General features: G+C 66.2%; 21 protein-coding genes. 7 read left to right on the forward strand and 14 right to left on the reverse strand.

The genetic code is table 11. From position 1 onward, the window contains the following. Positions 1–492: 492 nt before the first annotated feature. The 8 genes from IEX32_RS13025 to IEX32_RS13060 all read right to left on the reverse strand — a co-directional run bounded on the left by IEX32_RS13025 (position 493) and on the right by IEX32_RS13060 (position 8,652). Entirely contained in the window at positions 493–1,755 is a 1,263-nt protein-coding gene (locus IEX32_RS13025; RefSeq protein WP_188771976.1) for an N-succinylarginine dihydrolase, read from the reverse strand. Positions 1,756–1,763: 8 nt separating this feature from the next. Continuing rightward, complete coding sequence (astA, locus tag IEX32_RS13030; RefSeq protein ID WP_188771977.1) at positions 1,764–2,777, reverse strand: arginine N-succinyltransferase; 1,014 nt, start codon at positions 2,775–2,777, stop codon at positions 1,764–1,766. Positions 2,778–2,943: 166 nt separating this feature from the next. Beyond that, positions 2,944–4,143: a hydrolase gene (locus tag IEX32_RS13035; protein WP_188771978.1), complete on the reverse strand. Its 1,200-nt coding sequence runs from the start codon at positions 4,141–4,143 to the stop codon at positions 2,944–2,946. Further along, positions 4,140–5,558, reverse strand: a complete 1,419-nt coding sequence (gene astD / locus IEX32_RS13040; RefSeq protein WP_188771979.1) for a succinylglutamate-semialdehyde dehydrogenase — start codon at positions 5,556–5,558, stop codon at positions 4,140–4,142. The genes IEX32_RS13035 and astD overlap by 4 nt, the downstream gene beginning before the upstream one ends. Then, the gene (locus IEX32_RS13045; protein ID WP_188771980.1) at positions 5,555–6,586 is read right to left on the reverse strand and encodes a 2-oxoadipate dioxygenase/decarboxylase family protein; all 1,032 of its coding nucleotides are present in this window, start codon (positions 6,584–6,586) and stop codon (positions 5,555–5,557) included. Before IEX32_RS13045 ends, astD begins: the two co-directional genes overlap by 4 nt. 74 nt (positions 6,587–6,660) lie before the next feature. Beyond that, entirely contained in the window at positions 6,661–7,215 is a 555-nt protein-coding gene (locus tag IEX32_RS13050) for a nuclear transport factor 2 family protein (protein WP_188771981.1), read from the reverse strand. After that, complete coding sequence (locus tag IEX32_RS13055) at positions 7,205–8,101, reverse strand: SDR family NAD(P)-dependent oxidoreductase (RefSeq protein ID WP_188771982.1); 897 nt, start codon at positions 8,099–8,101, stop codon at positions 7,205–7,207. The genes IEX32_RS13050 and IEX32_RS13055 overlap by 11 nt, the downstream gene beginning before the upstream one ends. Next, positions 8,098–8,652: a nuclear transport factor 2 family protein gene (locus tag IEX32_RS13060; RefSeq protein WP_229736361.1), complete on the reverse strand. Its 555-nt coding sequence runs from the start codon at positions 8,650–8,652 to the stop codon at positions 8,098–8,100. The genes IEX32_RS13055 and IEX32_RS13060 overlap by 4 nt, the downstream gene beginning before the upstream one ends. Positions 8,653–8,902: 250 nt before the next feature. On the opposite strand from IEX32_RS13060, the gene IEX32_RS13065 reads away from it, so the two are divergent. Continuing rightward, complete coding sequence (locus IEX32_RS13065) at positions 8,903–9,706, forward strand: NAD(P)-dependent oxidoreductase (RefSeq protein WP_188771983.1); 804 nt, start codon at positions 8,903–8,905, stop codon at positions 9,704–9,706. Positions 9,707–9,724: 18 nt separating this feature from the next. Here the strand turns inward: IEX32_RS13065 and IEX32_RS13070 are convergent, their stop codons facing one another. The 5 genes from IEX32_RS13070 to zwf form a co-directional block, all read right to left on the reverse strand. Then, the gene (locus tag IEX32_RS13070) at positions 9,725–12,511 is read right to left on the reverse strand and encodes a phosphoenolpyruvate carboxylase (RefSeq protein ID WP_188771984.1); all 2,787 of its coding nucleotides are present in this window, start codon (positions 12,509–12,511) and stop codon (positions 9,725–9,727) included. Beyond that, positions 12,508–13,149 carry a bifunctional 4-hydroxy-2-oxoglutarate aldolase/2-dehydro-3-deoxy-phosphogluconate aldolase gene (eda, locus tag IEX32_RS13075; protein ID WP_188771985.1) on the reverse strand — a complete coding sequence of 214 codons (642 nt, stop codon included), beginning with the start codon at positions 13,147–13,149 and terminating at the stop codon, positions 12,508–12,510. Before eda ends, IEX32_RS13070 begins: the two co-directional genes overlap by 4 nt. Then, the gene (gene glk / locus IEX32_RS13080) at positions 13,146–14,123 is read right to left on the reverse strand and encodes a glucokinase (RefSeq protein ID WP_188771986.1); all 978 of its coding nucleotides are present in this window, start codon (positions 14,121–14,123) and stop codon (positions 13,146–13,148) included. The genes eda and glk overlap by 4 nt, the downstream gene beginning before the upstream one ends. A gap of 166 nt (positions 14,124–14,289) precedes the next feature. Further along, on the reverse strand, positions 14,290–16,104 hold the full coding sequence (gene edd / locus IEX32_RS13085) for a phosphogluconate dehydratase (protein WP_188771987.1): 1,815 nt from the start codon (positions 16,102–16,104) through the stop codon (positions 14,290–14,292). Positions 16,105–16,194: 90 nt separating this feature from the next. Then, positions 16,195–17,634: a glucose-6-phosphate dehydrogenase gene (gene zwf, locus IEX32_RS13090; RefSeq protein WP_188771988.1), complete on the reverse strand. Its 1,440-nt coding sequence runs from the start codon at positions 17,632–17,634 to the stop codon at positions 16,195–16,197. A gap of 284 nt (positions 17,635–17,918) precedes the next feature. Between zwf and IEX32_RS13095 the strand changes: the two genes are divergently transcribed. Beyond that, a complete protein-coding gene (locus IEX32_RS13095) occupies positions 17,919–18,917 on the forward strand; it encodes a sensor histidine kinase (RefSeq protein ID WP_188771989.1) in 999 nt (332 codons plus the stop codon). 31 nt (positions 18,918–18,948) lie between these two features. Here the strand turns inward: IEX32_RS13095 and IEX32_RS13100 are convergent, their stop codons facing one another. After that, positions 18,949–20,364 carry an OprO/OprP family phosphate-selective porin gene (locus IEX32_RS13100; RefSeq protein ID WP_188771990.1) on the reverse strand — a complete coding sequence of 472 codons (1,416 nt, stop codon included), beginning with the start codon at positions 20,362–20,364 and terminating at the stop codon, positions 18,949–18,951. Positions 20,365–20,720: 356 nt separating this feature from the next. Between IEX32_RS13100 and IEX32_RS13105 the strand changes: the two genes are divergently transcribed. The 5 genes from IEX32_RS13105 (at position 20,721) to pstB (ending at position 26,467) form a co-directional block, all read left to right on the forward strand. Then, positions 20,721–22,124: an OprO/OprP family phosphate-selective porin gene (locus tag IEX32_RS13105; RefSeq protein WP_188771991.1), complete on the forward strand. Its 1,404-nt coding sequence runs from the start codon at positions 20,721–20,723 to the stop codon at positions 22,122–22,124. 258 nt (positions 22,125–22,382) lie between these two features. Then, complete coding sequence (locus IEX32_RS13110; protein WP_188771992.1) at positions 22,383–23,429, forward strand: substrate-binding domain-containing protein; 1,047 nt, start codon at positions 22,383–22,385, stop codon at positions 23,427–23,429. A gap of 18 nt (positions 23,430–23,447) precedes the next feature. Beyond that, positions 23,448–24,821: a phosphate ABC transporter permease subunit PstC gene (pstC, locus tag IEX32_RS13115; protein WP_188771993.1), complete on the forward strand. Its 1,374-nt coding sequence runs from the start codon at positions 23,448–23,450 to the stop codon at positions 24,819–24,821. After that, positions 24,814–25,701 carry a phosphate ABC transporter permease PstA gene (pstA, locus tag IEX32_RS13120; RefSeq protein ID WP_188771994.1) on the forward strand — a complete coding sequence of 296 codons (888 nt, stop codon included), beginning with the start codon at positions 24,814–24,816 and terminating at the stop codon, positions 25,699–25,701. Before pstC ends, pstA begins: the two co-directional genes overlap by 8 nt. 4 nt (positions 25,702–25,705) lie before the next feature. Then, positions 25,706–26,467, forward strand: coding sequence for a phosphate ABC transporter ATP-binding protein PstB (gene pstB, locus IEX32_RS13125; protein ID WP_188771995.1), 762 nt, complete (start codon positions 25,706–25,708; stop codon positions 26,465–26,467). Position 26,468 lies beyond the last annotated feature (1 nt).

Consider the following 26,468-nt stretch of genomic DNA (forward strand, 5'->3'; position numbering starts at 1 on the left):
AGCGGGGTTGGGGGTGTTCCGGTTGCGCGTCATTGCGGACATCTCTTCACTGCGGCATAGCAGGTCATGCGTTCGCGTCCGATCGTTCTTGGTCTGCTTCTTGTGACCTTGGCATTCGTTTTGCACAGTCAGAAGCCGGAACCTCCTCTGCAATTTCAGCTTGCAGCGGATAGGAGTGTCCATGCATTGAAAGAATGTCCGGGAATAACTGCTACAATAAGTCGCAACAAAATGCATTATATGCCGTTTAAAGGTGTCGACTCCATTCTTGGAGTTACTTATATGAATGAAAATTCGTCTGTAGTATTGTCGATCGTTCCCTCTTTTAATGGAGCGGTAGTGACATACAGAAGTCAATTCCCGCCTGACCAGATTGAATTGCACCAGATCCGAAGCTGCAAGCTTTGAAGTGACTGCTAGCTGCCCATTCCACACAGTCTTCCAACCCCGCTCAGCCTGAGCTTGTCGAAGGCCGCGCCCGGTAGCGGACCATCAGAAAAACTCCCGGTCCAGCTCATTCAAGTCCAGTTCCGCGCACAGGGCCGCCCGTGCCGCTAGGAAGTCGCGCCACAGGGCCGGGGTGGAGAGATCCTCGACGGCGATCTGCTCCGGCCAGCACTTGCGCACCACTGCCTCGATCCGGTCCAGCTTTTCACCCGTGGCGATGAAGCGCGGGTCCACGCTCGCCGGGTCGGCGACGACGCGCAGGCGCAGGCAGGCGGGGCCGCCGCCGTTGGCCATGGATTCGCGCAAGTCGTGGACGAAGAGGTGGCGGATCGGACCGTTGCCGGCGACGTGGGCTTCGAGCCACCGCCAGACGGCGGGCGTCTCGCGCGCCTCGCCGGGCAGGACCAGCGCCATCTCGCCGGAGGGCAGCGTCACGAGCTGGGCGTTGAACAGGTAGGAGGTGATCGCGTCCGCGAGGCTGACGGCGCTGGCGGGAACTTCGACGATCTCGATTTCCGCGAATTTCTCGCGCAGTTCGGCATAGAGCGCCTCGCGGGCGGCGAAGGCGTGCTCGTGGGTGAACAAGACGCGCTCGTTGGCGACGGCGACGACATCGTTGTGGAACGCGCCCGCCGCGATCGCTTCTTCCGACTGCTGCGCGAACACGGTGTGCGCCGGGTCGAGGCCATGCCGCCGGGCGACGGCGGCGCTGGACTCGCGGTGCTGGCGGGCAGGGAAGGGGCCGCCGTTTTCGCCGAACACGAAGACTTCGATGCCCGGCTCCGAGTGGCTGCGGGTGAGCCGCATGTGGTTGGCCGCACCTTCGTCTCCGAACGGCGGGGGGACCGGGGCATGAACCGCGAAGTGTGCCGCGTCGGCGAAGGCGATCCGCAACTGGGCCAGCGTCTCGCGCCATTCGTGGCTGCGGTGCGGCATCGTCGCGAGGTTGGCGACGGTAAGATGGCAGCGCCCGTCGGCCGTGTCCGGCCCCGGCGAGACGGTCGCGGCATTGGCCGCCCACATCGAGGAGGCGGACAAGGCATTGGCGCGCAAGGCGGGGCTTGCCTCGGCTATGGTCGTGCCGAGTTGTCGCAGCCAGCCTTCGTCGGGCCGGCGCTGGGGCAGGAAGAAGCCCTGCGGCAGCCCGCGTTCCAGATTGGCGCGCATCTTGGCGAGGCCTTGCAGCGCCGCATCGCGCGGGCGCGAGACTTTGCCGAAATTGCGCGTGGAGGCGAGGTTGCCTAGACTGAGCCCGGCGTAGTTGTGGCTGGGCCCGACGATCCCGTCGAAGTTGATCTCGGTAATCATCTCAACCCTCAGGCCGGAGCATAAGTGATGGTGTCGCCGATGCGCACCTGCAGCAGCCCGGCCGCCTGCTCGTCGAGCGTCACGCCTCCCTCCGCCTCGGCCACGCATCCGAGGCAGGCGCGAAACTCGCCTCTCCGGCCGCAGGAGAGGATGTGCGTCGGGCCGTCCGCGCCCGTGAGCGCCGCGACTTTGCCGTCCTTCGCCTCGCGGATGGTGCGGATACGGTCGGTATCGACGGTCATGGTCGGGCCGCCGTCGAAGATGTCGATGTAGTTCTGGAAGGAAAAACCTTCGCTTTCGAGCATCCGCATCGCGGGCCGGCCCGAGTAGTGGGGCTGGCCCATGACCTGCCGCGCCCCTTCGGACAGGAGCGCGGTATAGATCGGGTGCTTGGGCATGAGGTCGGCGATGAACTGGTTGCCGTGGCGGGCGTTGAACTCGTCGGCATCGCGAAAGCTCATGTCGAAGAAGCGCCCGGCCAGACCGTCCCAGAACGGCGAGTTGCCGGCATCGTCGATCGCGCCGCGCAGTTCGGCCAGGGTGCGGTCGGCGAATTTCGCGCGGTGGGCGCGCATGAAGAGGTAGCGGCTGCGGGCCAGCAGCTTGCCGACGCCGGCCGAACGCTCGGTCGCATCGAGATAGAGACCCCCTACTTCGCTCGATCCGTCAAGGTCGGTGCAGAGCGTCAGCATTTCCGCGCGAAAGGTGCGGTCGAGTTCCTTGGAATGCTGGGTGATGCGGCCGATGCGGTAGGAATAGAATGGCAGCTCGGTGCCCACCTGCGAGAAGATCTGGCATGTGCCGCGGACCTTGCCGGTCTCGACATCCTCCAGGATGAAGACGAACAGGTCGTCGTTCAGCGTGTCCTCCTCGCGGGCGAAGGCGCGGGTGGCGCGTTCCAGCTTGGCCTTCAGCGTCGGCTTGTCGGGCGGGAGGTTGGTGAAGCCGCCGCCGGTTCCCTTCGCCATGCGGTAGAGTGCGTCGAGGTCGTTTTCGCGGGCGGGGCGGAAGAGGAATGTCATACCGGTACTCCGTGGCGGTCGGGGCGCGATTGTCTTGATCGTCATCCCGGACTTGCTCCGGGACCGGTGGCGGTCGTTCGGCGCGGTCCCTCGTAAACACCGCCACCGGTCCCGGAGCAAGTCCGGGATGACGGTGACTGCGCGGACGGAAAGGCGTGCGGCGCGGTCAAGAGCGTTCACGCTCCAGCCGGTGCATCACCAGCGCGGTGAGGCGGGCGCGGGCTTCGAGCGAGTCGACCAGCAGGAATTCGTCGGGCGAGTGGATCGCCCCGCCGCAGGCGCCCATGGTGTCGATCACGGGCACACCGCAGGCGGCGATGTTGTTGCCGTCGCACACCCCGCCGGTATCCTGCCAGGTCATGTGCTGGCCGAGATCGGCGGCGGCCTTCGAGACGAGGCCGAAGAGCGCTTCGGTCTTCGCATCGACCGGCTTGGGCGGACGCGAGACGCCGCCGTGAAGATGGATCTGCACGTCGTGCCGGGTGGAGATTTCGGCGATGGCGCTGTCGATCATCCGTGCGGCCAGTTCTGCAAGATCCGGCGCGCGCGGGCGGATGTTGAAGTGCAGGATGGCAAGGTCGGGCACCGTATTGTTGGGCGCGCCGCCCTCGATGCGGGCGGGGTTCACCGAAAGCCCGTCACGCCGGCCGGCGGCGAGCCGCATCGCGAGGTCCGAAGCGGCAACCACGGCATTGCGTCCTTCTTCGGGATTGCGCCCGGCATGGGCGGATTTCCCGGTGACGACGGCGGCATAGTTGCCCGATCCGGGCCGCGAACGGGCCATGATCCCGCCGGGCAGCGCCGGCTCGTAAGTCAGGGCGGCGAGCTTGCCGTGCGCCAGTTCGGCGATCAGCGGGGCGGAGGAGAGCGATCCGGTTTCCTCGTCGCTGTTTATCATCACGTCGTAGCCGAGCGTGGGATTGCCGCTCTCATAGGCGGCAAGACCGGCCAGCATCAGCGAAAGGCCGCCTTTCATATCCGCCGTGCCGGGGCCGTGCAGGGTATTGTCGTCGATCCAGTCGCAGGTCTGGAACGGGTGGTCCCTGGCATAGACCGTGTCCATATGGCCGGTCAGGATCACGCGGCGGCCGGCCTCGGGTCGGACCGAGAGGACGAGATGGCGGCCGTGGCTCACGGCGCGCGGCTTCCCTTCGGCGTCGACCTTTTCGACCCTCGCGGGTTCGACCAGCCGGACTTCGCCGGGCAGCACGGAAAAGGCATCGGCAAGGCGCGCCGCCATGTCGGCGAGGCCTTCGAGATTGGCGGTGCCGCTGTTGACCGCCGCCCAGTCGAGCGTGCGCTGCAGGATCGGCGGGCGCTCGATCGGTTCGATCAGGTCGCGTTCTTCGCTGGTGAGCGCGCTCATGTCCGCAGCTTCCCGTCGAGCGCTTCCGTGCTGCCCGCCGCGCTCGCTGCCTCGAAGCTGGCGACCGGATAGGCGCAGTAGTCGGCGGCGTAATAAGCACTCGGCCGGTGATTGCCGCTTTCCCCGAGCCCGCCAAAGGGCATTGAACCCGCTGCTCCGGTGGTAGGGCGGTTGCGGTTGACGACGCCCGCGCGGCTTTCGAGGATGAAGCGCTGCCAGAGCGCATTGTCGTCGCTGATGAGCCCGGCGGAGAGGCCGAAGCGGGTATTGTTGGCGGCGTCCATCGCCGCGCCGACGTCCGGCACGCGGTTGACCTGGAGGACGGGGGCGAAGATCTCCTCGTCGGGGACGGAAATGCCGGTGACGTCGAGCAGGGCGGGGCGCACGAAAGCATCGCTGCGGCCTTCGATCCCCTCGAAGGGCCGGATCACGCGTGCGCCGCGTTCCACGAGGCCGGCGACCTGTTTCGCGGCGGTGGCTGCTGCCGCAGCGGAGGTCAGCGGACCGATATAGGGCTGCGGCTCATCGTCCCACGCGCCGATCGTCAGCCGGTCCGCCAGCGCCGCGACCGCCTCGACCAGCTCGGCGCCGAAGCTGTTTTCAGGAACGATCAGCCGCCGGGCGCAGGAGCAGCGCTGGCCGGTGGTGACGAAGGCCGATTGCACGACCACCGCCGCCGCTTCCCCGACATCGCCGTCCCAGGCGACGAGCGGATTGTTGCCGCCCAGCTCCAGCGCCAGGATCACATGCGGCCGTTCGGCGAAGAGGCGTCGGAAGTATGCTCCCGCGCCGGCCGATCCGGTGAACAGCAGGCCGTCGATGTCGCCGGAAACCAGTGCCTCGCCGGTCTCGCGCGCGCCCTGGACGATCTGGAACACGCCATCGGGCAGGCCGGCCTCAGTCCACGCACCGGCCATGGCCTCGCCGGTCGCCGGGGTCATCTCGGAGGGTTTGAACACGACCGTATTGCCCGCCAGCAGGGCGGGGACGATGTGGCCGTTGGGCAGGTGGCCGGGGAAGTTGAAGGGGCCGAGCACGGCCATCACGCCGTGCGGCCGATGGCGCAGCACGGCCTCGCCGAAAGGCATGGCGCCGCGTTTCTCGCCCGCCCGCTCGGCCTGCGCCGCGATCGAGATATCGACCTTGCCGATCATCGATCCCAGTTCGGCGAGGCTCTCCCAGCGCGGCTTGCCGGTCTCGCGTGAGATCGTCTCGGCCATCGCATCCCTGCGGGCTTCGAGAACGGCTTTGAACCGCTGCACCGCCCCGATGCGGGTCTCGACTGGCAGCGCGGCCCAGCCCGGAAATGCCTCGCGGGCGCGCAGCAGCGCGGCGGAAACTTCTTCCGCGACGGCGCCCGCGCCTTCCCAGACAGGCTCGCCGGTCGCGGGGTCGATTGATCGGATCAGGCTCATGGCTGCCTCGTGACCGCGAAGATGCCGGTGGCGTTGCCCGAATCGAATGTCAGGTCCAGCCTGCCTGTCGCGGGGTCCACGTCGCGGGTGATGAACTCGTAGAACGAACCGGGCACCTCGCGCAGCACTTCGGAACCGTCGGTCAGGCGGAAGGGGCGCTGCACCTTGTCGGCCAGGATCGCGGTCTGGCGCACGCGGCCGTTCTGCGACACCTCCACGTCCGGCTTCATCGGATAGCCGGCCTGCCGCAACTCCTCGGCGAGTGCATCAACATCGGCGACGCGGGTCGTGGCGTGGTTGAAGGCATTGCCCTCGGTGGCGATCCAGGCGGCTTCGCGGCTGTGCTCGAACAGGGCTTCGTAGTCGGCGAGGGCCGGGGCCGGGTGCTGGCGTTCGAACGCGCGCAGGGCGCCGGTGACGATCGTTGCCCCCTCTTCCAGCGAGCAGGAACCCTGCCGTTCGAGCACGCCCAGCGCCGCCCGTTCCGCCGCGCCGAGCGGATCGCGCGACTGGTCGAAGACGCGCCGCGCCGCCGCCTGCGCCGGTTCGGGCAGTTCGGACACATGGAGTTCGGACACGAAGAACTGCGGCACCGTCTCGGGCAAGTCGTGATGGACGAGGGCGCGGCCCGTCATCCGCAGCCGGGGCAAGGGGTAGAGGCCGCCCACCTCGTAGCCTAGCGGCGTCAGGAATCGGGTGAAGGCCCGGAACCCCGCAGGCAGCGCGCCGGTTTCCCCGTCGATGGTGCGCAGCGCGCCGTGGTCGAAGACGACGGTCTCGCCCTTCTCGCGCAGCGCGGCGACATAGCGCGCGGCGGTCGGCACGCGGTCCAGCAGGTCGAGAAACAACGCCGCGTTCAGCGCCATGGCGACTTGTGCGCGGACCGGCCGGTCCGATGTGCCGCCCAGCGCGGGATCGATCGCGAGCGTCGTCAGCGCGAAAGCCGCGCGCCTCTCGTCGGTGGCTGCGGCAAGCAGGCGGAAGAGTGTTTCGTGCTGGTTCGCGGGTGCGGATCGAGCCGGGACCATGTCATCCCCGTTGTTTCTTTATTGCGCGTATTTGCAATATAAGTAACGAACGGGGGGAAGTCCACTCCGGCCGGTCAGGCTTTCGCGGGATTGTTCGGCGCGCGCCGGTTGACGAGCGGCCGCTGGTAGGAAGGATCCTGCCGGCTGCGTGAGGAAACCCCGTTTTCCGCGATGTCCGGCACGTCGGCGAAAGGGATCGGCATTGGCGGCGGCGCGCAGCTCCATTCGATCACATTGGTCCTGAGCGCGATCTTCCAGACGCTCTCCCGCTTCTCCAGCCGGTCGATATAGCGCCCGCCCGCGATCCACAGGCTCTCGTCGCGGTTGCGGCCGATGAACTGGTAGTATGTCTCCGCATGCGCCGTGTCGCCGTCGAGGTCGATCATGGTCTGCAGCAGCGCGTGATGCGTCAGTATCTGCCCCGCCTCGTGCATCGGCACGGCCCAGTCCCAGCAGTCCGCCGCGCTGCCGACGAAAGGGCCGGCGGCCATCTGCGCGTCTTCCCAGAAGGCGGAGAGGTAGATGTCCCTGTCGAACCGGTCCATGCCCCGGGAGAAGCGGGCGAGGCATTCGTGGATGTCCTGCTTGTCCAGCAGTTCGTCGAGGCGTCTTTCGCGGTCAGTGGCCATGATAGTCGTTCTCGCTGATCGGTCCCCACAGCGGCGCGCCGCGCTTTTCGCGCATCGATTCGATGCGGCGCCCGTCTATGTCGGTGATGCCGTATTCGTCGGCGAGTTCGGCGGTGATGTAGGTCGCGCCCGAGCGTTTCATGATCCGGGGGTCGGCGGCCATCGCGGCGATGACGCGACCCGGGTGCTCCACGGAGCTGCCCGTCTGCCCGGTGACGGAGGCGGTCATCCTGTCGGCCATCTGCGCCAGATTGTGCCGCGCCTTTTCCGTCAGCGTCAGCCCCTGCCAGAGCGATACCGAGGCGACGTTGCAGGGCTCCAGCTCTATCGCCATGTCGCGGCTCATGCGGTCGACCGCCGCCTTCGCGGTGCCGAAGATCACGCCGTAGGTATACGTGACGCCGGTATAGCCCGAGATCGCGACGATCAGCCCCGACTTCTGCGGCGCCATGATCCGCGCGGCATGCCAGGCGGCGACGAAGTTCGACTTTACGCCGACGTCCCACATCTCGAGGTTCGAGAGCGGCTTTTCCCAGAACCCCTTGGGCTCCAGCAGGTCGTCGGAAAGCGTGAAGGCATTGTTGACGAGGATGTCGAGCCGGCCCTGCTCGCTGCCGATCTGTTCGAACAGCCGGGCCACGGCGTCGTCGTCACCGTGGTCGCAGGCGACCGCGATGCCCTTGCCCCCGCTGTCCCGGCCGCGCCTGGTGCATTCGGCGGCGGTGCTGCCGACGGTTCCGGGAAGGTAGTAGTCGCCTTCCTTCACCGTGCGGCCGGTAACATAGACCGTGGCGCCCTGTTCGGCGAGGACGAGGGCGATGCCCTTGCCGATGCCCCGGCTCGCGCCGGTGACGAGGGCCACCTTGCCCGCCAGCAGCGCGTTCAAGGCTTGCCCCCGTCAAACCAGTTGCCTTCAAACCACGTCTCGCTGAAATCGCCCTTGGCGCGGCCGGGAAAATGCTGGTCGGAGAAGGGATAGCCCATCACGCCCCGGGACCAGTCGGCGGCTTCGCCCCATTCCTGCTCGAAGTCGTAGAGCAGCACGCGGTCGATGATCCGCCACTCGGTGCCGCGCCTTTCGAATGTGTCGAGATAGCGGCCGCCAATGCAGGTGTCCCGATCCCCGCTGCCCATATCCACGCGATGGTACGACAGGACGTGAGTTTCCGCCCTGGCCATGTTCCCGGCCAGTTCGATGTGCGACTGGCCGAGGATGTGCTGGGTATCCTTGATCGCGTCGGTGCCCGGGACGACCCAGGCGAGGTAGGTTTCGAAGTCGCCGGCGTGGACGCCGTAGTCGAACCGGGCATTGGGCCACCAGCAGGTGCGGATCAGCTCCGCGCTGCGGCGGTCCTCGCCCCGCGCAAGGCGCGCGAGGCAGCACCGCATGGCCTCCCGGTCCAGAAGCTCGCGCATGGCCTGTTGTTCGGTGTCCATGGTCTCTCTCCTTTCGTCCGTCCTCTTGATGGGCGGTACTGTTCTAGCGCATGAATAACCCCGTGGCTGCGTCATGCGGAAGAGCCGCGCACCATTGGTGGCCCGATAGCCTGACATGTCCAGATTTGTGGATTCGACGTCGCCCCCACGATGCCGGTCCGCTGAGGCGCGGCCTGCCCGTTCAGGGCTGGACACCGTCCGCCGGGCGCGCTTCGATCGCCGCGAGACAACGGATGCCGGGAGCAGGGAAATGGCAGCTATTCGTACCGGATTCGTCGGCATCGGTAGTCAGGGCGGTCCAATGGCGCTGCGGATGCTGCAGCGCTTCCCGCTCACGATCTGGGCACGCCGGCCGGAGGCGGCCCGGCCATTCGCCGAAAAGGGCGCCAGCGTGGCCGGGGCGGTGGAACAGCTTGGCGCGGCCTGCGATCATGTGGGCCTGTGCGTCGTCGACGATGCGGACGTACTCGACGTCTGCGGCAAGCTGGTCCCGGTAATGAAGCCCGGCAGCCTGCTGGCGCTGCATTCGACGGTCCTTCCCGAAACGGCGATGCGGATCGAGGCGCTGTGCGCGCAGCACGGCGTCAGGATGGTCGATGCGCCGGTCAGCGGCGGCGCGCCGGGTGCGGAGGCCGGGACGATGACGGTCATGTGCGGCGGTTCGCCGGAAGCCTTCGAACAGGCGCGTCCGGTGTTCGAGAGCTTCGGCAGGCTCATCGTCCGGCTCGGCGAGGCGGGGGCGGGACAGAAAGCCAAGATCGTCAACAACGCACTGATGGCGGCCAACATGGGTCTTGCCCAGGCCGCGCTGCGAGCCGGCGAGGCACTGGGCATCGAGCGCAACGCGCTTGCCGAACTGGTCAACCACAGTTCCGGGCGCAGCTTCGGTTTCGAAGTCTACGCGCGCATCCCGGAGCCGGGCCTGTTCGGGCACGGCGCCAGGATGCTGCTCAAGGACACCAACCTGCTCGCCGCGATCCTGCCGGACAACATGGACTCGGCAATCATCGAAAAGACGGCCAAGTCGTTCCTCCTGTTGGAGGCCGATGAATAGACCCGCTTCGTTACGGGTTTACCCGTGCGCGCCGAATTCGTTGGCGATGGCGGTCGTGATCCTGAGGCTCAGGCCATAGGAGCGTTCGATCGGGTCGATGTAGTCGGTGTGGATCCGGACGTAGCCGGTCGCGCTGGAATCGGGATAGTCGCTCGGCAGATCGACGTTGAAGTCACTGATCGAGGGGAAGCTGACCGGGAAGGCGCGGCGCAATTGGGAGAGGCCGTCGTCGACGCGCAGGGTGAAGAACATCTCCAGCACGTCCTCGCGGCTGATGTCATTGGCGCGGCTGAAGACCGGGACCATGACGGCGCGCAGGAACATGTGCTTGAACAGCGCGATCCTCAAGGATTGCAGCACGCCCAGGCTGCGACGCGTGTGCTCGCGTCCGGGTTGCGGCGTCTCGTCCGGGATGAGCGCGAGCAGGCGGTGCAGCTTGAGCGAGTCCACGCGCAGGCGTGAGGCAAGGCGGCGATAGACGCCGGCGCGGTCATCCTTGGTGAGGTATTCGCCGATCATCAGGCAGGCATCGGAGATGTGCTGCTCGTCGCCGCGATAGGGGCGGCTGGCCCAGTAGGCGGAGTTGAACAGCTCGCCATAGGCCGCGACCGTCTTGATCGAGGCCAGCGCATTGGCCGAGCGGACGAGGCGGATGAGCTGGCGGCCGCGCTCGCTTTCGGTGAGCAGCTGCGCGATTTCCTCCATGTTGCCGTCCGCCGCCGTGCCGACGCCGGCGATCACGTTCACCGGATAGCCGAGCTGCTGGAGGATCGCGTTGTGCGGGATCGCGCGGATCTGGCGCAGGCTCATCGTGCGATCGGCGGCGAGGTCTGACTGGCGGCGCGACTTGCGGCTGCCGGTGTCGTTCAGCATCCCCAGGCCGAAGGCGGTGATCGCGCGGCTGTAGGTGGCGCTTTCGAGGTGCTCGTTCTGGACGCGGCGGATCGCGCGATAGAAATCGAGGCTGAGGTCGGTGCGGCGGTAGAACACGTCGGTCGGCGCCTTCGCGTCGGCGCCCCACAGCGGCTTTTCGGCCATGCGGGTGAGCGTCGCCAGCGCCAGTTCGTCCGAGCCGAACCAGAGGTAGCCGTCGCCGCCCTGGAACGAGACTTCGGGTTCGAGCCTGATCCCGGCGCGCACGAAGCGGCGGCGCGCCCAGGGCGACATCGGCCAGGCGAAGCGATCATCGACGCTGGAAGGATGGGCGCCGCGTCCCATGGATTCGCCGTGGGTGTTGAAGATCAGCGCGGAGACATCGGTCATGGCATTGGCGGCCATGGCTTCGGCCAGGCGGCCCTGAAGCCGCTCGATGGCAAGCGCGGCGGGGATCTGGCCGACGAAGCGGCCGGCGTCGGAAAAGCCGGTCTGGATCGAGACGCGGCCGCGCCGCCTCGCGTATTCGCGGTAGGCCGGCTCGGACAAGACCGCATCGAGGAAGCGCCCCCCGTGCTCGAGCGCGCTCTCGGTCTCGAACAGGGGCGAGACGTCGACTTTGTCGTCGATCCCGAACATGCGCGCGAAGTAGAGCGCGGCGAGCACCGTGGTCGGCTGTTCGCATTCGGCGACGAGCATGCGGATCGGCGAATCGGCGTCGATGTGGTGGAGGATCTGCGCCATGGCGAGGAACTGGCGCACGGCGGTGCTGTTCTCGATGGCGAGCGCCGCGAAGTTCGATTTGAGCGGCTTCACTTCGGCCAGCAGCTCGCGCATCTTCACCAGCGCGGCCTGGCTGGCGAGGCTGAGCTTGCCTTCGGGGTCGATGCGGCGGCGGATCGCGTTCTGAAGCTGCGAGGAGTTCACGCGGAAGTGGATCCAGCCCATGCCCAGACCATCGGCGCGCATTGCGGCCCTGACGACGAGCAGATCGCGCGCCACGTTCTGATCGGCGTGGCGGGCCTCTTCCTCCAGCTCGGCAATCACGCCTTCGAGGCTGACCAGCTTGTCGGGGTGATCGGCGGTGAGGGCATTGGCGGCTTCGGACAAGGCTTCGGGCGCGGATAGATCGGCGGCGAAGCGGGTGGCCATCTCTTCGGCTAGCTTGCTCGCGCGATCGAGGCGCCCGGCGATCTCGGGTGCGAGTTCGCGCAAGGCCTCGGCATAGCCTGCAAGCCGCATGGCCTTTTCCTGCAGGCGGTAGCGGATCGAGGTCGTCCACGAAATGTCGGTGCGCCCGTCCATGTCGTAGCCGACCCAGTGGGCAAAGCGCACCGGCATCGGCTGCAGGTCTTTCCAGCGCCTGGGCCAGCGGGTGGCGGCGATGTCGAGCAGGCGGGCGACAATGCGGTCGCGCGCCTTCTGGCCGCGCGCGATCGCGGCCATGGCCTTTTCGTGCTCGTAGTCGAGCGTGATGGTGTCGCGCGCGGGCGAGGCGGCGCAGACGGAAGCTTCGCTGAAGTCGCCGTGGGAGGCCGAATGCGTGATCGCTTCGGTCTGGGCGGAGGTGAGCAGGAACGTCGGGTGCGCCGTGAAGACGACGTGGGCGGCGGGGCGCTGCCAGCGCAGCGCGAATGCGGTGAAGTCTTCTCCTTCGGCGGCGGCATCGATACGCGCGTCGTTATCCGCGACGGGAACCGGCGTCAGCAGCCGGTCGATCCGCGCCGCGCGGGCGCGCAGGCCCTCGCAATCCATCTCGGCCACCAGAGCCTCAATGTCGTCCAGCGACATCTCGCCGTTCTCCAGTTTGCGCGAGAGTTCGAGGCCGAGCTGGAAGACCGGGTTGTAGAGCGGCGTCTGCGCGGTGAGCTTGTGCAGTTCGCGCAGGCGCTCTTCCAGGTCCTGGACCGTGCGAAGCGCCGGTCCGGTCACGATGCCGCCCCCTTGGGCGCCAGCCCCGCCGCGGCGCGGGCATCCGCCTCGATTTTCTTCGGATCGGGTTTGCCCTTGGGTACCATCCAGCTTCCCCCAACGCAGATCACCGCGTCGAGCGCCAGCCATTCGGGCGCGTTGGCCGGGCTGATGCCGCCGGTCGGGCAGAACTTCACCTGGCCGAAGGGGCCGGAGATCGCCTTGAGCGCCGGCGGGCCGCCATTGGCCATGGCCGGAAAGAACTTGAGGCGGTCAAGACCGAGTTCGAGCGCGAGCATGATATCGCTGCCGTTGGCGGTGCCGGGCAGGAACGGGATCTCGCGCTTGAGCGTCGCTTCGCCCAGCGTCGCGGTAAGGCCCGGCGAGACAATGAATTCCGCGCCGGCATCGATGGCCCTGTCGAGATCGGTGGGATTGAGCACCGTGCCCGCGCCGACGACGGCGCCGGGGACCTGCTTCATCACCTTGATCGCCTCGATCGCGCATTCGGTGCGCAGCGTCACTTCGAGCGCGGGCAGGCCGCCGGCGACGAGTGCCTCGGCCACCGGCAGGGCATGTTCGATATCCTCGATCACCAGCACCGGGATGACCGGCGCAAGACGCATGACCTTCTCGACGGATGCGGACAGGCTGTTCATGAACGATGTTCCCTGGCGAAGGCGGCAGCCGCGCCGAACAGGCCGGGCTGCGGATGGGTGATGAGCTTGACGGGCATCTTTGCCATCATGCCGGCAAAGCGGCCCTTGGCGATGAAGCGGTCGGAAAAGCCGGATTTGAGGATGGTGTCGCGGATCCGGTAGCCGAGGCCGCCGGCGATGACGACGCCGCCAGCGCCCTGCGCAAGGGCATAGTCGCCGGCTGCGGCGCCGAGCGAGAGGCAGAAGCGTTCGACGGCCGCTTCGGCGAGGCGGTCCTTGCCTTCTGCGGCTGCCTTCCAGATATCCACGTCGCTCAACACATGGACGGCCTTGTCCTCCATGGCGGCCAGCGTCTCGTAGATGTCGACAATGGCGGGGCCGGAAACCACGCGCTCCACCGAGACGCGCATGTGGCGTTTCCTCAGCCGCGCGAGAATGGCGTCCTCGATCTGGTCGAGCGGGGCGAAGTCGATGTGTCCGCCCTCGGTCGCCTGGACGTGATAGCTGCCCTTGCCGTCGCGCCACAGGTGCGCGACGCCCAGGCCGGTGCCGGGGCCGAGAACGCTGATCGTGCCAGCGGCAGGCAGCGGGGCGTCCTCGGGGCCGGCGAGATGGACGAAGTCGTCCTCGTGCGCGCAGGCGACGGCGTGGGCAACGGCGGCGAAGTCGTTGACGATCGTGCAGCGCTTTGCGCCCAGTTTATCCCCGAGCAGCGCGGGGCGGATGATCCACGGATTGTTGGTGAAGCGGATCACCTCGCCTCCGACGGGGCCGGCGACCGACATGGCGATCGCCGGCGGCAGCTTGCCGCCGTGCATCTCGCTGAACGCCTCCCAGGCGCTCTCGAAGCTGGCGTGGTCCTTCGTATGCAGCGTTTCCGGCTCGCCGAGGGTGATCGTGCGGTTCTTCGTCACGCTGGCGATGGCAAAGCGGGCATGGGTCCCGCCGATGTCGATGGCGACGAGTTTAGTCATTTCCCCCTCCTCTGAAGAGGAGGGTGGTGGAGGGCGTCGTCCCGGGCTCGACCCGGGACCGGTGGCTGTCGTTCGGCACAGGCTCGCGGCAAGGGGCGCGGGTAAACACCGCCAGCGGTCCCGGGTCGAGCCCGGGACGACGATATGGACATGTCCATCATCCCCATCACAGCCCCGCCACTTCCAGCATGGCCGAGCCGCCCTGTTCGGCGCCGCTCGCGTTCACGCGGAACATCGCGAACAGTTCGCGCCCCATGCCCATCTCGGCAGCAGGTGCCGGGGCGGGATCGCGGCTTGCGAGATCGGCCGTGGTCGAGAGCGAGCCATCCTCGGCGGAGAGGCGCACGAGGTCGCCGTCGCGCAGACAGGCCAGAGGCCCGCCTCCCAGCGCCTCGGGGGTGACGTGGATCGCCGCCGGCACCTTGCCCGAAGCGCCCGACATGCGCCCGTCGGTGACGAGCGCGACCTTGTGGCCCCGGTCCTGCAGCACGCCGAGCGGCGGGGTGAGCTTGTGCAGTTCGGGCATGCCGTTGGCGCGCGGACCCTGGAAGCGCACGACGACGACCACGTCCTTGTCGAGTTCTCCCGCCTTGAATGCATTGGCGACGGCTTCCTGCGTATCGAAGACGCGGCACGGCGCCTCGACGGTCCAGCGCTCCTTGTCGACAGCCGAGGTCTTGAAGGTGGCGCGGCCGAGATTGCCGGACACGAGGCGCATGCCGCCGTCGGGCAGGAACGGATCGGAGACGCTGCGCAGCATGGTCTCGTCGCCGCTGACCGTCGGTGCCGAGGTCCATGCCATGGCATCGTCCATCAGCGCGGGCTCCTGCGCATAATCGCGCATGCCGCCTTCGGAGACCGTGAGCACGTCGGCGTGGGCAAGACCGGCATCGAGCAGTTCGCGCACCACCCAGGCCATGCCGCCGGCGGCGTGGAAATGGTTCACGTCGCCCGAGCCGTTGGGATAGACGCGGGTGATGAGCGGTACGACCGAGGAGAGTTCGTCGAAGTCCTCCCAGTCGATCACGATGCCCGCCGCGCGCGCCATGGCGGGCAGGTGGATCGCGTGGTTGGTCGAGCCACCGGTGGCGAGCAGGCCGACCAAGGCGTTGACGATGGCCTTCTCGTCTACGAGGCGTGCCATCGGGCGAAAGTCATTGCTCTTGCGGCCGATCGCGGCGAGCCGGTGCACGGCCGCGCGCGTCAGCGCCTGGCGCAGCGGCGTGCCGGGCGGCACGAAGGCAGCGCCGGGCATGTGCAGCCCCATCATCTCCATCATCATCTGGTTGGAGTTGGCGGTGCCGTAGAAGGTGCAGGTTCCGGCCGAGTGATAGCTGGCGCTCTCGCTGGCGAGCAGGTCCTCGCGTGTGGCCTTGCCTTCGGCGTAGAGCTGGCGGGTCTTCTGCTTCTCCTTGTTGGAGATGCCCGTCGGCATCGGGCCGGAAGGAATGAACACGGCCGGCAGGTGGCCGAAGCGCAGCGCGCCGATCACCAGGCCGGGGACGATCTTGTCGCAGATGCCGAGCAGTGCCACGCCGTCGAACATCGCATGGCTGAGCGCGATCGCGGTGGAGAGCGCAATGGTGTCGCGGCTGAAGAGCGACAGCTCCATGCCGTCGAAACCTTGCGTCACGCCGTCGCACATCGCCGGAACCCCGCCGGCGACTTGCGCCGTCGCGCCCACTTCGCGGGCGAAGAGCTTCATCTGCTCCGGGTAGCGACCGTAGGGCTGGTGGGCGCTGAGCATGTCATTGTAGGCGGTGACTACACCGATGTTGAAGGCACCGCCGGTGGCGATGGCGCTCTTGTCCTCACCTGATGCCGCAAACCCGTGGGCGAGGTTCGAGCATGACAGGAAGCTGCGGTCCGAATGGCGCCCGGCCTCGCGCTCGACGAGTGAGAGATAGCGGGCGCGGCTGTCTTTGGACCGTTCGATGATGCGGTCCGTCACGCGGGCCACCACGGGTGCGAGATTGCTCATTCTTCCACTCCTGATCCTGGGCCGTACTCCTCTCCTCCAAGAGCTGGATCCCGTCGGGCCTCGCGGCCCACTGTAGATTTAGGTGCCGTTCTACTCGTGCCAGGTCACTCCGTCACGCTCTGCAAGGGCGATGGCGGCGGACGGCCCCCAGCTTCCCGACGTATAAGTCCTGGGCTCGATGTCCTGTTCCTCCCAGCCGGCGCGGATCGCGTCGATCCATTCCCACTGGGCTTCCACCTCGTCGCGGCGCACGAACAGCGTCTGGTCGCCCTCGATCAGGTCGAGCAGCAGGCGTTCGTAGGCGATGCGCCGCTGCGGGCCGGCGAAAGCGTCGGGCATGGTGATCGCCAGCGGCACGCTGCGCAGGCCGATCCCGTCGCGGTCTAGCCCCGGAACCTTGGCCATCAGCGAAAGCGTGATGTTCTCTTCGGGCTGGATGCCGATGACGAGCCGGTTCGGCACCGTCCTGGCGCCGCGCCCCTGAAAGATCGAGTGCGGCACGTCGCGGAACTGGACCACGATCTCGGTTGTGCGCCGGGGCAGGCGCTTGCCCGTGCGCAAGTAGAAAGGCACGCCCCGCCAGCGCCAGTTGTCGATATGCGCCTTGATCGCCACGAATGTCTCGGTGCTGGAATCCTTGCCCAGTTCCTCGTCATAGCCGGGCACCGCCTGGCCGCCGATGGCGCCGGCACGGTACTGGCCGGTGACGGTCTCGCCCGCGTCGACCTTGCGCAAGGAGCGCAGCACCTTGACCTTCTCGTCGCGCACGTTGGTGGCATCGTAGGAGACCGGCGGCTCCATCGCCACGAGCGCGAGAAGCTGCAGCATGTGGTTCTGCACCATGTCGCGCAGCGCGCCGGCATCGTCGTAGAAGGCCACGCGGCCTTCGAGGCCGACCGTCTCGGCGACGGTGATCTGGACATGGTCGATATGCGCCGCGTTCCACAGCGGCTCGAACATCAGGTTGGCAAAGCGCAGCGCCAGCAGGTTCTGGACCGTTTCCTTGCCGAGATAATGGTCGATCCGGTAGATGCGCTCTTCCGGAAAGGCCGTCGCCACCGCGTCGTTGATGACGCAGCTCGACGCAAGATCGATGCCGAGCGGCTTTTCCAGGCCGATGCGCACCTTGCTGCCGGCAAGCCCGCTCTGCTCAAGCCCGTGGATGGTCGGCTCGAACAGGCTCGGTGCGGTCGAAAGAAAGATCGACAGTCCTTGTCTGGGCTCGCCGACCTTCTCCGCCAGGGCCTTGAAACCCTCGATCTTGTTCGCGTCGAGCGGTTGATAGCTCAGCCGGTTGAGGAACGTCGCCATCCCGCCGCGCCGATCGGCCGGCAGGAACTGTTCGAGCGACTGGCGCGCGAAGTCTCGGAAACCCTGATCGTCCATGTCCGAGCGGGCCGTGCCGATGATCTCGATGCACGGGTCGAGCAACTGCTCGGCATCCAGCGCACAGAGCGAAGGCAGCAGCATACGCCTGGCAAGATCGCCCGTGGCGCCAAACAGCAACAGGCGATCGGAAGTGAATTTCATGGTGCGGGCGATTCCATCATCGGCAGGACGCGCCCGGCGGGACGCGAGGTACAGCGAAAGGCCCGGCCTCTCGCACATGCGGCATATCAAGTGTGAAGCGTTGGCGCTAGCGTGCTGACATAGGACTTCCTGAAACCTGAAAGCCGGACTGTTGACGGAATGGCCCGCGAAATAGGGCAAATCTTTGCGGTTCGGCAAGCCTGCAATATCTTTGTCTTCGGATTTTCGTACAATGTCCGACGGGCCACGTTCATCGTCGAGGCCGGAACAAGGAGACCGCATACATGGCCGTTGAGGGTGTCAATCTCCTCGAGCATATTCAGACGCCGGCGCTCGTCGTGGCGCGCGGTCAGGTCCGGTTTGCCAATTCGGCTGCGAAGGTGCTGCTGGGCGCGCACATCGTCGCGCAGGACGTGCGCATCGCCATCCGCGATCCGAAGGCGGTCGCCGCCATCCTGAGCGACAAGGGCGGGACGGCGCGGGTGACCGGACTGTCGACGGGGGGCAGCGTCTGGGAAGTCGACTGTCAGGTGGTCGGCCCCCACGAACGCCTCGTGAGCCTCTACGATCTGTCGGAGCGGGTCAGCGTGGCAAAGTCCCATGCCGATTTCGTCGCGAATGCCAGTCACGAACTGCGCACGCCGCTCGCCAACGTGCTCGGCTACGTCGAGACGCTGATGAATCCCAAGGCCGGCGGCGACGAGGGGGTGCGGATGCGTTTCCTGGGGACGATCCGGCACGAGGCGCAGCGCATGCAGGCGCTGATCTCCGATCTCATGTCGCTGTCGCGGATCGAGGCCCTCAAGCACGAGGCGCCCGCCGGACAGGTCGACATGGTGCCCCTGGCGCAGGAGATCGCGGGTGAATTCCGCACCGGCGGTGAGGTCACGGTGAAAGCCAACTGCGCAAGCGCTGAGATCGCCGGGGATCGCGGGCAGATCGGGCAGGTCCTGCGCAATCTCGTCGACAATGCTGTCAAGTACGGCAAGCCGGGCGGGCCGGTCCGGGTTTCGATCGAGGCGGCGGAAACCGGCTGGGTGCTCACGGAGGTCAGCGACGAAGGCGAGGGCATTCCGCCCGAGCATCTTCCGCGCGTGACGGAGCGCTTCTATCGCGCCGACACCAGCCGCAGCCGCGCTGCCGGCGGCACCGGTCTCGGCCTGTCGATCGTCAAGCACATCGTCGAACGGCATCGCGGGCGCTTCGATATAGACAGCCGCCCCGGCGAGGGGACCACCGCCTCGATAATGCTGCCGCTTCGTGAACGCGCGGCGGCAGAGTGAGGCGGCGGCCGAGTGAGGCTTTGCATCACATTCAGAAGTCCAGTTCGAAACGGGTGCCGACGACCCGCACGTCGTACCCGGTGGAACCGGAGGGCAGCGCGATCGCTCCATCATAGGAAAGCAGAGCGTAGTTGAGGTTGAAGCGCAGGTACTGGATCGGTGACCAGACCAGTCCGACTATATAACCGTTCTGTTTTCCGCCGCGGATGTCCCGGCTGTCCAGATCGAGATAGTCATAGCGCAGATTGACCTGGATCGATCCCGCGCCGCCCTTGCCGATGGGACGAGCCGGTGCAGCGGATGTGAAGATGCCTTCCTTGTACCCGCGGCTGTCTCCCGGCGTGAGGAAGTAACCCACTTCCGCGTAGCCGCCTCGAAATGTGACCGACGGCAATCCGACCCGCTCGGCGCGAAGGGCGTGTACCTCTGCGGCCCCGTGCCACCGGCCCGAAATAGCCGCGAGTTCGAGGCCGTAATGCATTTCCGTCTCGACGTTCAGCGAAGGCGTGCCGATCAGGCGCGTGTTCGTGGAATGGACGAAGGGGCGTTGGCGGTAGCGCGTGCCGGCATCGACAAGCCGGCCCAGCCGCCGCCAGTGCGCCGAACCACCGAAGTGGAGCTGCGTCCTGCCGATACGGGGTGCGTAAACCAGTCTGCCGTCGAAGCTGTAGCTGTTGTTCTCGTCGCCCCCCGAAGGACCGTCGCTGTCGTTGGCGAGCGCACCGACATCGTCGGTAAAGACGCCGAACTGGGCGAGCCATGGGCCGCTCGCATAGCCCGCGGAAATGCCGAGCCGCCGTTCGAAGTTGAACGCGTCGGTAAACGCTGCGCGCTCCATGACGCTGCCGGTGGTATCGCCGGTAAGTTCGTCGAGCGACTGGAAGGCGTTGTGATTGCCCAGCCGCACCTGCCATGATCCGGCGTTATAGCTGACGAATGTGTCGACGAGATCGACACTGTTGTCCGAGAGCTCCAGTTCCAGCTTGTAGGAGAAGCCCGAGCCCACGCTGCCTTCCCCGCCAAGGCGGATGCGCCGCATCTCGTTCGAGAATCCCAGCCCCGGATCTTCGATGCCGTCTGGCGAGGAGACATGGTTGGCGTCGGCCTGAATGCGGCCCTTCACCTTGAACTGCTTGTCGCCCTGCGCGAAGCGGGGGCTGCCTTTCCATGTTATGTCCACGCCGTCCGGCTTCGTCGGAGGTGTGGCCGGGCCAGCCTTCGCAATCGCGCCAGCAGCTTTCCCGATGTCGCGGTCGTCGGACGGGGACACGGCCGGCGCCGGGTCCGCCTGCAATCGACTTTCGATCGCTTCAAGCCTGGCCCGCAGCGCCCTGATTTCCGCCCGCATCTGTTCGGCTTCCGCTTCACTCACGGACTGCGCGGCCACTGGTGTTGTCCAGACTACGAGGGCGACGGCCAAACTTGTCGAGGCCAGGAGAGGGCGCATGGTTTCTTACTCCGCAAGTATTACCGGTACGAATTCGCCCGGGGGCTTGCAGCGCTTATGACTGTTAAATGACGTTTTGGTGACGAACGTGACGGCTGAGAACCATATGGCCCAAAACGTCTCCACGAGGGTGACATCATACGTTCCTATGTTCTCATTAATATCAATTTCATTTGGAAACAGTTCGACATGAATTAGAAACAATTGTGAACTGGCGCGGACGTGTCGGAGCCACGGGAGTTGGCGGATTTCCGACATCTAGGCGGATGTGCGAAGCACGCTGTCACGAAACAGAAATATTCCGGTCATAGAGCCGTCCGCATTGTGCAATCAAAGGTTCATGGAAGGATGGGTCAGTGAAAAAATTTCGGGCAGCTTCGGTCGTTGCCGTAGCGGTGGCCACCGGCTGGGCGCTTCCCGCCCAGGCTCAGGTGAGCGATTCGGCGGCGGTGCTGCAGGAACTGCGCGACATGCGCGCCAAAATGGAGACGATGGCGCAGCGGATCGAGACGCTCGAGACCGAACTGGCCAGTGCCAATGCCAAGGCTGATGCCGCGGCGCAGGTCGCGCGGAACGCGACGACGACCGCCGTTGCCGCGCAGGAAGCGGCCGGCAAGGCCCAGCCGGCGAAAGTGGCGTGGAAGGGCGCGCCGCAGTTCAGCAATGACGAGGGCTGGAGCTTCAAGCCGCGCGGCCGCCTGCAGGTGGACGTCGCCGGCATCGACGCGCCGAATGACCTTTCGGGCGGTGTCAATGACCGGCTCGGCACGGGCGTCGAACTGCGCCGCGCCTATATCGGCTTTGACGGCACGATCCCGGGCGGCTTCGGCTATCGGGTAGAGGCGGATATCGCCGGTTCGGACGTGTCGCTGACCGACCTCTATCTCACCTACAAGGCCAACAGGAACGTGACCCTGGCGGTCGGCCACCAGAAGCCGTTCTGGGGCCTCGAGGAAATGACGTCGGACCTCTTCACCTCGACGATGGAACGCGCGGCCTTCAGCCAGGCCTTCGGTTTCGAGCGCCGCGTCGGTGCCAGCGTCCAGTATTCGGGCAAGAGCCTCCTCGTGCAGGGCGGCGTCTTCGCCGATGACGCATCGAGCCTCAACACCGATACGAACAAGAGCTGGAGCGTCGACGGGCGCGTCGTGTTCATGCCGAAGCTGGGCGGCGGCATCCTGCATCTCGGTGCGTCCGCGCACTTGCGCGACCTTGGCGGCTCGGTGACGTCGACCCGCTATCGCGCCCGTCCGTTCCTGCACACGACGGATGCCCGTCTCGTCGACACCGGCACGATTGGCGCCACCGGCGAACGCAGCTTCGGTCTCGAGGCGGCCTATATCGCGGGACCGTTCCACGCGACGCTCGAAGGCCACTCGATGACGGCACGCCGCCCGGGCCTTGCGGACCCGACGTTCAGGGGCGGCTACGCGGAGGTCGGCTACGTGCTGACTGGCGATGACACGGGCTACAAGAACGGCGTCTACGATCGTCTCAAGCCCTCGAAGGGACTCGACGACGGCGGAATCGGCGCGATTCAGGTCAACCTCCGCTACGATCATCTCGATCTCAACGACGCCGGCATCGTCGGTGGCCGCCAGCAGATGGCGGGTGTCGCGATGGTCTGGGCGCCGGTCGACAACGTGCGATTCGTTGCCAACTACGGCCACCTCTGGCTGCGCGACGCGGCAGTCACGGCCGGGGGCGACGACAGCTACGGCGTCGATGCCATGGGTATGCGCGCGCAGTTCGACTTCTGAAGGCGCGCCACCGGGCGGGACGTGCGCGAATCCCGCCCGGGCTCTTGCAACTCTATCGGCCCACATCTAAACGACCCCTGTCCGGCGCCTGGCCGGGCAGGGGTCTTCATTTCGGGCGTGAGTGTCGGCAAAACAGTCGAAATCCAAGGTTTTCTCAACAATTTCGCGGGCCAGGCGGCAATGTCACGCCATCGTCATAGAAGTGTCATCCTATCCCAATAGGGGCGTTCCAGTACTGAAGCCCAAGGGGGTATTGCCATGCATTCGACCAAGTCCTTCATTGTCGCTGCCGTTTCCGTCCTCGCTCTCACCGCCTGCGGAGGCTCGGGCGGTTCGGGCGCCGGCGCGCGCGATCAGGTCAAGGCCGTCGGTTCTTCGACCGTCTATCCCTTCGCTACCGCTGTTGCCGAGGCCTATGCCAAGTCCAGCGGTGTGAAGTCGCCGGTCATCGAATCGACCGGCACCGGCGCCGGCATGAAGCTGTTCTGCGCCGGCGTCGGCGCGCAGCACCCCGATGTCGAGAACGCCTCTCGACGGATGAAGAAGTCCGAGTACGAGCAGTGCCAGCAGAACGGCGTGACCGAAATCGTCGAGGTCCAGGTCGGCATCGACGGGATCGCCTTTGCCGAGGCGAAGGAAGGTCCGGGCATGAAGCTCACCCCGGTCGATGTCTACAAGGCGATCGCTGCCAATCCATTCGGCAAGCCCAATACCGCCAGGACCTGGAAGGACGTGAACCCGGCGCTGCCCGACATGCCGATCCTCGTCTACGGCCCGCCGTCGACGTCGGGCACGCGCGACGCGCTCAAGGAACTGATTCTCGAGGCCGGCTGCAAGACCGACGCGGCGACCAAGGCGCTCAAGGAAACCGACGGCGACAAGTACGAAGCGACTTGCCACGACGTCCGTGAGGACGGCCCTTACGTCGATTCCGGCGAGAACGACAACCTGATCGTCCAGAAGATTTCGCAGAATCCGAAGGCCGTGGGCGTGTTCGGCTTCTCGTTCCTCGAAGAGAACGCCAATTCGCTGAAGGGCATTCCGATGTCCGATGTCGAGCCAACCTACGAGACGATCTCGAATTTCAGCTACCCCGGTGCCCGTCCGCTCTACATCTACGTCAAGAAGCAGCACCTCGGCCCGATCCCCGGCCTCAAGGGCTATGTCGAGGAATGGGCGAAGTCCTGGGGTCCCGATGGCTATCTGAAGGCCAAGGGAATGGTGATCTCGCCCGATGACGTGAGGGCCAGGAACGCGGAAGTCGTCGCCAACATGACTCCGCTCGATCCCTCCGTGCTGAAGTAAGGACGCAGACGGCCAACAATGATACTAACCGGAGTACTTCTGGCCGTTGTCGGTCTTGGCCTCGTGGGGTGGTTCGCCGCGCGGGGCCGGGCGCGGCTGCTCTATACGGGCCGGGGATCGATGCATTCGATGCCCAGCTATCACGGCTGGCACATGGCGCTGTGGATCATCGTGCCGGCGCTGCTGGCATGGATGGCCTGGTCGTTCATGATGCCGGGGCTGGTCGACGGTGCGGTTCTGGCTAGCCCCGCCGCGGCGCAGTTTCCTCCCGATGCGATGAGCCGCGCCGCGATCCTGTCCGAGGCAAGGACGGTTGCGTCCAACCCGAATGCAGCCGTGTTCAATCCGCTCTCGGCCACGCTGGCCGAGCCGATGCGCGCGGCGCAGCAGCGCTTCGGCCTGATCGGCGGGCTGATCGTGCTGATCGTGGCGTTGGCGGGTGGCGGCTACGGCCTTACCCGTGTCCGCGCGGGTTTTCCCGCGCGAACCCAGGTCGAGCGGGCCGTGCTCGGCGTGCTGCTGCTCGCCTCGCTGATGGCGATCCTGACCACCTTCGGTATCGTCGCCTCGCTGCTGTTCGAGGCCGGGCTGTTCTTCAAGGACGTGTCGCCGATCGCCTTCCTCACCGGAACGCACTGGGCGCCGGGCAATGCCGGCGGCGAAAACATCAGCGACAATTTCGGCGCTGTGCCGCTGTTCTGGGGAACGATATACATCGGCGCGATCATCGCCATGCTGGTGGCGATCCCGCTCGGGCTGATGAGCGCGATCTACCTGACCCAGTACGCCTCGTCGAAGGTGCGCAAGCTGCTCAAGCCCATGCTGGAGATCCTCGCGGGCATTCCCACCGTGGTCTACGGCTATTTCGCCGCGCTTTCGGTGGCGCCGATGATGCGCGATTTCGCGGCTTCCATCGGCATGGCCAACCCCTCGACCGAAAGCGCGCTGGCCGCGGGCATGGTCATGGGCGTGATGATCATTCCTTTCGTTTCCTCGATGGCCGACGATTCGCTGGCCGCCGTGCCGCGCGCGATGAGCGACGGTTCGCTGGCGCTGGGCGCGACACGGTCGGAGACGATCAAGCGGGTGCTGCTGCCCGCCGCGCTGCCCGGCATCGTCGCCGGCGTGATGCTGGCGATCAGCCGCGCCATCGGCGAAACCATGATCGTCGTCATGGCCGCCGGCGCCGCCGCGCGCCTGTCTCTCAATCCCTTCGATTCGATGACGACCGTCACCTACCAGATCGTGCAGCTGCTGACCGGCGACCAGGAATTCAACAGCCCCAAGACGCTGTCGGCCTTCGCGCTGGGCCTCGTGCTGTTCATCGTCACGCTGATCCTCAACATCATCGCCCTCAGGGTAGTGAAGCGGTTCCGGGAGGCTTATGAGTAACGCTGTCTGGCAAACGCCCGAGGCCGTCAGGCGCCTCGCCAAGCGCCACGCCGCCGAGCGCCGGTTCAGGCTGCTCGGGCTTTCGGCGATCGTCCTTTCGCTCGCCTTCCTGGCGCTGCTGCTGGTGATCATGCTCGAGAACGGGCTCGGCGGGCTGGACTGGCAGTTCCTGACGGGGTCGGACTCGACCAATGCCGATCTTGCCGGCGTGTGGGGCGCCGCCAAGGGATCGCTGCTGACGATGCTCGTCACGCTGGTGCTGTCGTTTCCGATGGGTGTGCTGTCCGCCGTCTATCTTGAGGAATTCGCGCCCAGGGCGCGCTGGATCGAGTGGATCGAGGTTTCGATCAACAACCTTGCCGCCGTGCCATCGATCATTTTCGGCCTGCTCGGGCTTGCGGTCTTCATCAACACGCTCGGGATGCCGCGCTCGTCGCCGCTGGTGGGCGGCTTGACGCTGGCGCTGATGACGATGCCGGTCATCGTCATTTCCGGCCGCAACGCGATCAAGGCCGTGCCGCCCTCGATCCGCGACGCGGCCCTGGCGGTGGGCGCGAGCAAGGTGCAGACGGTGTTTCACCACGTCGTCCCGCTGGCGCTGCCCGGCATCCTCACCGGTACGATCATCGGCATGGCGCGCGCGCTTGGCGAGACCGCGCCGCTGCTGATGATCGGCATGCGCGCCTTTGTCGTCACCCCGCCGGGCGGGATTACCGATCCCTCCAGCGTGCTGCCGATGCAGATATTCCTGTGGTCCGACGAGATCGACAAGGCTTTCGTCCAGAACACATCCGCCGCCATCATCGTGCTGCTGGTCTTCCTGCTGGCGATGAACGGCCTTGCGATCTACCTTCGAAACAAGTTCGAGGTCCGCTGGTAGGGACATGACAGAAACCAAGATCACAGCCCGCAACGTCGACGTTTTCTATGGCCAGAAGCAGGCTATCGACAACGTCTCCATCGATATCGACGATGGCATGGTGACCGCCTTCATCGGCCCTTCGGGCTGCGGCAAGTCCACCTTCCTGCGCTCGCTCAACCGCATGAACGACACTATCGCCGATGCCCGCGTGACCGGTGAGATTAGGCTCGACGGCGAGGACGTCTACGCAGCGTCGATGGACCCGGTCGCCTTGCGCGCGCGGGTGGGCATGGTGTTCCAGAAACCCAATCCGTTCCCGAAGTCGATCTTCGAGAACATTGCCTACGGTCCGCGCATCCATGGCCTCGTCCAGAACAAGACTGACCTGGATGAGGTCGTCGAGAAGTCGCTGGTCAAGGCGGGGCTGTGGGAGGAAGTGAAGGATCGCCTCCATGACGCGGGAACCGCGCTTTCGGGCGGCCAGCAGCAGCGCCTGTGCATTGCCCGCGCGATCGCCGTCAGCCCCGAGGTGATCCTGATGGACGAACCCTGCTCGGCGCTCGATCCGATCGCGACGGCCCGCATCGAGGAACTGATCGACGAACTCAAGGACAACTTCGCGATCGTCATCGTCACCCATTCGATGCAGCAGGCCGCGCGCGTGTCGCAGCGGACGGCGTTCTTCCACTTGGGCAACCTTGTGGAGTATGGTGAGACCAGCCAGGTTTTTACCGCGCCCCGCAACGAGAAGACCAAGGACTATATTACCGGCCGTTATGGCTGAC

This window comes from Novosphingobium endophyticum, from assembly GCF_014640675.1.
Taxonomy (GTDB): domain Bacteria; phylum Pseudomonadota; class Alphaproteobacteria; order Sphingomonadales; family Sphingomonadaceae; genus Novosphingobium; species Novosphingobium endophyticum.